7 protein-coding genes are annotated in these 6,380 nt (G+C 66.7%); 6 read left to right on the forward strand and 1 reads right to left on the reverse strand.

What is annotated here, in order from left to right; genetic code table 11:
* Window positions 1-78 precede the first annotated feature (78 nt).
* On the reverse strand, window positions 79-1,158 hold the full coding sequence (locus tag VGD20_RS09025) for a DUF2332 domain-containing protein (protein WP_331134124.1): 1,080 nt from the start codon (window positions 1,156-1,158) through the stop codon (window positions 79-81).
* A 37-nt stretch (window positions 1,159-1,195) separates the two neighbouring features.
* Here VGD20_RS09025 and hisG point away from each other — a divergent pair, with 37 nt between their 5' ends.
* The 6 genes from hisG to VGD20_RS09055 form a co-directional block, all read left to right on the forward strand.
* Window positions 1,196-1,852, forward strand: a complete 657-nt coding sequence (hisG, locus tag VGD20_RS09030) for an ATP phosphoribosyltransferase (protein ID WP_331134125.1) — start codon at window positions 1,196-1,198, stop codon at window positions 1,850-1,852.
* A complete protein-coding gene (gene hisD, locus VGD20_RS09035; RefSeq protein WP_331134126.1) occupies window positions 1,839-3,131 on the forward strand; it encodes a histidinol dehydrogenase in 1,293 nt (430 codons plus the stop codon). Before hisG ends, hisD begins: the two co-directional genes overlap by 14 nt.
* Window positions 3,132-3,141: 10 nt before the next feature.
* Entirely contained in the window at window positions 3,142-3,591 is a 450-nt protein-coding gene (gene nusB, locus VGD20_RS09040) for a transcription antitermination factor NusB (RefSeq protein WP_331134127.1), read from the forward strand.
* A 111-nt stretch (window positions 3,592-3,702) separates the two neighbouring features.
* Window positions 3,703-4,632: a thiamine-phosphate kinase gene (gene thiL, locus VGD20_RS09045; protein ID WP_331134128.1), complete on the forward strand. Its 930-nt coding sequence runs from the start codon at window positions 3,703-3,705 to the stop codon at window positions 4,630-4,632.
* A gap of 147 nt (window positions 4,633-4,779) precedes the next feature.
* Complete coding sequence (locus tag VGD20_RS09050; protein WP_331134129.1) at window positions 4,780-5,784, forward strand: SEL1-like repeat protein; 1,005 nt, start codon at window positions 4,780-4,782, stop codon at window positions 5,782-5,784.
* Window positions 5,785-5,937: 153 nt separating this feature from the next.
* The coding region (locus tag VGD20_RS09055) for a sodium/proton-translocating pyrophosphatase (protein ID WP_331134130.1) at window positions 5,938-6,380 on the forward strand (443 nt) is incomplete at its 3' end.

The raw sequence follows: 6,380 nt of genomic DNA on the forward strand, positions 1-6,380 counted from the left end.
AAGGCTGACCTTTACTGAACTTTGGGCAATGTTGCAGCGGCAGCCCTGCACCCCATAACGGACATTTAGGATCCGGAACTACCCGAGCCACTCGATCCAGGCGCCATGCGCGTGGGCATGGCCGAGTTTGCGCGGCGCCTCGCCGCCGGGCCAGTGACGCACCACCAGCTCATGATGATGCACCGTCCGATTGGCTTCCAGCGCAATCCATGCGAGCGGCCGTTCGGCGGTTGCCCGTGCGCCCGCCGCCTCCATCGCCGCGGTGACGCGCGCCTGCTGGTCGGCGGGGACATATTGCCAGACGATCGAATGCATCAGTACGCGCGTCGTCCCCGATGCTTGCGGCCGCGCCAGTTCGGCCTCGACGAAATCGGCGGCGTTGGCGCGGATCAGGAGCGGCGGTTCCCTGGTCGCAGCGGCGATCGCGGCTTCCATGCGCGCAAAGCGGATATGATGCTCGGGCCAGATGTATGCCTTGAGCCGCAGCGCCTGCGCCGGGTCGGAGAGATCGACCGGCGCGACGTCGCAGCCCTTGAGGCCGATGAAATCGATCCTGTGCTGCGGCGGGTGGTCGCCGCGCCAGTCGGGGGTAAAGGCCATTGCACCCGGCTGCGGACCGACCTGCACGCCGCCAAGGTCATAGTGGTAGCGGTCGATCATCAGGTTGATGCCCGCGCTCGACCCGATCTCGAGGCACTCGAAGCGGGGCGGGAGGCCCTGGTCCGCGAGCCAGAGCATCGCCGCGATGAAGTTAGGCGAACGCCCGGCCTCGTTGGTCTGCGGCGGGCCGTCGAGCCAGGGAAGCAGTGACGCTTCGTGCCGCGCGACGACACCGGCGACGATCGCGGCATCGTTGATATCCTCGGCATCGGCATAGACCGGCGCAAGTTCGTGCGCGGTTCCCGACAGGTGCAGCGCGTGGATCCCGCCGGCGGCGCGGAGCGGCAGCGCGTCGGCGAGCGCGGCGCCTCTCCAGTCGGCGATCCGGCGCGCGAATTCGCTCGCCGGCTTGTCGAGCAATGTCCCCAGCGCGGCAACGACGCGCGCGGTGATCGGCGCGTCGTTGGCACGGCAATAGAGCACCTGATTGGCGAAGGCAGTGCGGACCGCGGCGCGTCCGGTTTCGGCCATGTCGACGAAGTCGTAGCGCTCGCTCATTGCCCTTTTTCCCTTCAATGCTTATGGGCGCGAGCTTATGCCCGAACCGATCACCTTTGCCATCCCGAAAGGGCGCATCCTCGACGAGGCGCTGCCGCTGCTCGCGCGCGTCGGCATCGAGCCCGCGGCGGATTTCTTCGACAAGAAGAGCCGCGCGCTGGTGTTCGCGACGAACCAGCCGCATATCTCGCTGATCCGGGTTCGCGCCTTCGACGTCGCGACCTTTGTCGCGCATGGTGCGGCGCAGCTCGGCATCGTCGGGTCGGATGTCGTCGACGAGTTCGATTACAGCGAGCTGTACGCCCCCGTCGACCTTGGCATCGGTCATTGCCGGCTGTCGCTCGCGGGGCCGGAGGGCAGCGCGCCACCAGGGCTGGGTGAAAGCCATATCCGCGTCGCGACCAAATATCCCGGCACGACGCGCCGCTGGTTCGAAGCACAGGGCATCCAGGCCGAATGCATCAAGCTGAACGGTGCGATGGAAATCGCGCCGAAGCTGGGCCTTGCCTCGCACATCGTCGACCTCGTCTCGACAGGCCGGACGCTCGTCGAAAATGCGCTCGCTGAGCAGACGATCATCAGCGAGGTGTCGGCGCGGCTGATCGTCAATCGCGCGGCGTTCAAGCTGCGCTCGGCCGAAGTGCCGGCGCTCGTCGAGAAATTCCGTCAGGCGGTGGGCGATGCAGCGGCTTGACGCCTCCGCACCCGGCTTTGCGGCGGAGTTCGACGCGCTGGTCAATGATCGGCGCGAGAGCGCATTCGACGTGTCGGCCGACGTTGCGGCGATCGTCGCGCGGGTGAAGGCCGAAGGCGACACCGCGCTCGCCGACTATACCGCGCAGTTCGACCGTTTCGACCTCGACGCCCGCGGCTGGAGCATTTCGAAGCAGGAATGTGCGGCCGCCTATGACGCGCTGACACCCGAACTGCGCGATGCGCTGAACCTCGCCGCCGACCGTATCCGCGCCTATCACGCGGCACAGCTTCCCGAGGATCGCGACTATCGCGACAGTAGCGGCGCACGTCTCGGCGCACGCTGGCGCGGGGTCGATGCGGCGGGGGTCTATGTGCCCGGCGGGCGCGCCGCCTATCCCTCGTCGGTGCTGATGAACATCATTCCCGCGAAGGTCGCAGGGGTGGAGCGGATCGTGATGATGACCCCGACGCCGGGCGGCGAGACGAACCCGGTCGTGATGGCGGCGGCGCATATCGGCGGGGTCGACGAAATCTGGCGCGTCGGCGGCGCGCAGGCGGTTGCGGCGCTCGCCTTTGGCACCGGGAAGATCGCGCCGGTCGATGTCGTCACCGGTCCGGGCAATGCGTGGGTCGCGGAGGCGAAGCGTCAGCTATACGGCGTCGTCGGTATCGACATGGTCGCGGGACCGAGTGAGATTGTCGTGGTCGCCGATGCGCAGAACGCGCCGCATATCATTGCCGCCGACCTTTTGAGCCAGGCCGAACATGATCCCACGAGCCAGTCGATCCTGTTCACCGACGATAGCAATTTTGCCGATGCTGTCGCCGAAGCGGTTGACGCGATCATTCCGACGCTCGGTACCGCGGCGACGATGCAGGCGAGCTGGGCCGGCAATGGCGCGGTGATCATCGTTCCGACGCTCGCCGACGCGATCCCGCTCTGCGACCGGCTTGCGCCCGAACACCTCGAACTTGCGGTCGATGCCGCCGAGGCCGACGCGCTCTTTGCCAGGGTGCGCCATGCCGGCTCGGTCTTTCTCGGCCGCCAGACTCCCGAAGCGATCGGCGATTATGTCGCCGGCCCCAACCATGTGCTGCCGACCGGCCGCCGCGCGCGTTTTTCGAGCGGGCTGTCGGTCACCGACTTCATGAAGCGTACCAGCTTCCTTGCGCTCGACGAGGCGAGCCTTGCCGCGATCGGCCCGGCGGCGGTCGCGCTTGCGGGCGCCGAGGGGCTTCCCGCCCATGCGCTTTCGGTCAGCCAGCGTCTCAGCTAAGAAAAGAACGATGAACAAACGCGCCCAATCCCGCTCCGCCGCCCGTCTCGCCGCCGTCCAGGCGCTCTACCAGCACGAGATGGAAGCGACGCCCGTCGTCAAGCTGATCCATGAATTCCATCAGCACCGCATCGGCGCGACGATCGAGGATGCGGAATATGCCGACGCCGACACCGCCTTTTTCGACGATATCGTGAAGGGTGCGCTGGCGCGTTCGGAAGAGATCGATGCGGCGATCGTTGCGCGGCTGGCGAGCGGCTGGACGATGGAGCGGCTCGATCGCACGATGAAAGCGATCCTGCGCGCGGGCGCCTATGAACTGATGGCGCGCGGCGACGTGCCGGTCGGCGCGGTCGTCAGCGAATATGTCGATGTCGCAAAGGCGTTCTTCGATGCGCGCGAGGCAGGGTTCGCCAACGGTCTGCTCGACGCGATCGGCAAGGATGTGCGGGCAAAGTAGCGCGCCGTTCCCCGGCGAACGCCGGGGCCCATCGTGTTTTGGATCAGCTTTGGCGTATTCCGCTCTGGGCCCCGGCTTTCGCCGGGGTGCAGCTTGGGCTAGGCTTGGCGGATGAGCGAAGTCGATTTCATCGTCCGCCTGCGATCCATCGCGACCGACCCTGCCGCGCGCGGGCTCGCCGACGATGCCGCCGAGTGGGAAGGGCTCGTCCTCACCCACGACATGATCGTTGAGGGAATCCATTTCCTTCCCGACGACACGCCGCAGGACATCGCATGGAAACTCGTCGCGGTGAACCTGTCCGACCTGGCCGCCAAGGGCGCGGCGCCGGTTGGTGTGCTCGTCGGTTACAGTCTCGGCGACGAGGCCTGGGATGCAGCGTTCGTCGAAGGTCTCGACCTCGTGCTCCGCCGTTTCGGTGTCCTGCTGCTCGGCGGCGACACGGTGCGCGTACCGACAGGCGCACCACGCAGTTTCGGCCTGACCGCCATCGGGCGTGCGCCGCCGGGCGGGGCGCCATCGCGCGGCGGTGTGCGGCCCGGGGATCAGATATGGGTCACCGGGACGATCGGCAACGCCGGGCTGGGGCTCGCGATGCGGCTGGGGCAGGAGGACGCGAACGAGACCTGCCTCGCGGCGTACAAGCGGCCGCAACCGCAGTTGACCTTTGGTCAGGCGGTCGTTCCGCACGTTCACGCGATGATGGATGTGTCGGACGGTCTGCTGATCGACGCCCGGCGAATGGCCGAGGCGAGCGGCTGCCAGCTCGGCCTGATGCTCGAATCGATCCCGCTGTCCGCGGCGCTGCTCGCGGTGCGCCCCGATGTGCTCGACACACGGCTGGCCGCCGCGACCGCTGGCGACGATTATCAATTGCTGTTCACCGCCGATCCCGCCGCTGCGGTCGCCATTCGCGAGATTGCGGCGGGACTGAACGTCGCCGTCACCCCGCTCGGCCATGCCGGGGTAGGCGAGGGCATCATGCTCACTCACCGCGCGCAGCGCATCGCGCTGCCCGATCGTCTCGGTTTCATGCACTAGGTTGTGGACCAGTGATAGCGAAGCCGGAAAATTCGTTTTGAAATCCGTGCGATGGCGGGCACAAGTCCGGGGATGATCGACCGAAGGAACAGGCGCAGCGGCGTTGCCCGGACAAGGATGGCGATCTGTTTCGCTTGCCTTTCGATTATGGCCTCCCCCGCGCAGGCGGTGCCGGAGCCACAGGTCGAGGAAGTTCAGGTGCCGACGGCCGATCCCGATCAGCCGGGCGGCGCCGAACCCGTCGATCGTACCGCTGACCTTGCCGCCGACTGCGAAGCGAACGATGCCGGGGCCTGCACCCGGCTCGCCTATGCCCATTACGAGGGCGACGGTGTTCCAAAGGACGACGCGCGTGCGACGCCGTTTTTCGCGCGCGCCTGCAACCTCGGTGACATGACGGGCTGTACGATGGCTGGATATGCCTATGGTGCGGGGAAGGGGGTCGATCTCTCGCACGAGCGGGCCGCCGCTTATTATGCCTTCGCCTGTCATGCCGGCGAGACGACCGCCTGCTCGAACCTTGGTCTGTCCTACATCGGCGGCGACGGGGTTCCCGAGGATCCGAAGCGCGCCGCGGCGCTGTTCAGGCAGGCTTGCGATCTGGGCGACATGGACGGATGTGGGAACCTTGGCGCATCCTATTCGCTCGGGAAGGGGGTCGCGCCGAACCAGCGGCGGGCGGCACGGCTTTTCGAGCGCGCCTGCAAGGCCGAGGACCAGCATGCCTGCTATAATCTCGGCGTCCTCCATCGCGACGGCCTCGGTATGCCGCGCGACTATAAACGCGCTGCGGCGCTGTTCGAGCAAAGCTGCCGGACCGACGAGGCATCGGCGTGCGGCAATCTGGCGATGCTGGTGGACGATGGCCGCGGCGTTCGCCGGAACCGCCAGCGCGCGCTCGAATTGTTCGACCGGGCGTGCGAACTGGGCGAGGCCGAAAGCTGCTTCTCGCTCGGGCGGGCCTATCAGACCGGCAAGGGCATCGGACGCGACAATGCGCGCGCGATCGAATTGCTGGAGCGGGCGCTGAAACTCGACCCGGACACCGAGTCCGCGGACGATGCGCGAAAGGCGCTGGAAGCGGCCCGCAGCGCGGACGCAAGGGGCGGGTCGCCGGATGCGCTGCGCAAAGCACGCGAAACCGCCGAATAACCGGGGTTGCGCGTCGCTTTCTTTCTTCCCATAACTCGGCGTCCAAATTTGGGGCGGTCGCATCAGGGGAGAGAGCGAACCGGCATCAATAAGTCGGACGTGCTCGACTGCTATCTTCTGCGTCGCCCTTCTCATGGGAAGGAATAGTCACGCATGAATCCGGTTTTGATCGCGATAGCGTGCGGCCTTTTGGCCGTGCTCTATGGATTCATTACCTCGCGGCAGGTGCTCAGTGCATCGGCGGGTAATGAGAAGATGCAGGAAATCGCCGGCGCCATCCAGGAAGGCGCCAAGGCCTATCTGGGCCGCCAATATCGTACCATTGCCATCGTCGGCGTCGTCGTGGCGCTGCTCGTCTGGTGGTTCCTCGGAGAGGTTTCTGCCGTGGGCTTCCTCATTGGCGCCGTCCTGTCGGGCGTCGCCGGCTTCGTCGGCATGAACATTTCGGTCAAGGCCAACGTCCGCACCGCGGCGGCGGCGCAGACCGGGCTGCAGGCGGGCCTTACCATGGCGTTTCGCGCGGGCGCGATCACCGGCATGCTCGTGGCGGGCCTCGCGCTGCTCGCGATCTCGGTCTTCTTCTGGTATCTCGTCGG

Source organism: Sphingopyxis sp. (genome assembly GCF_036402335.1).
GTDB lineage: Bacteria > Pseudomonadota > Alphaproteobacteria > Sphingomonadales > Sphingomonadaceae > Sphingopyxis.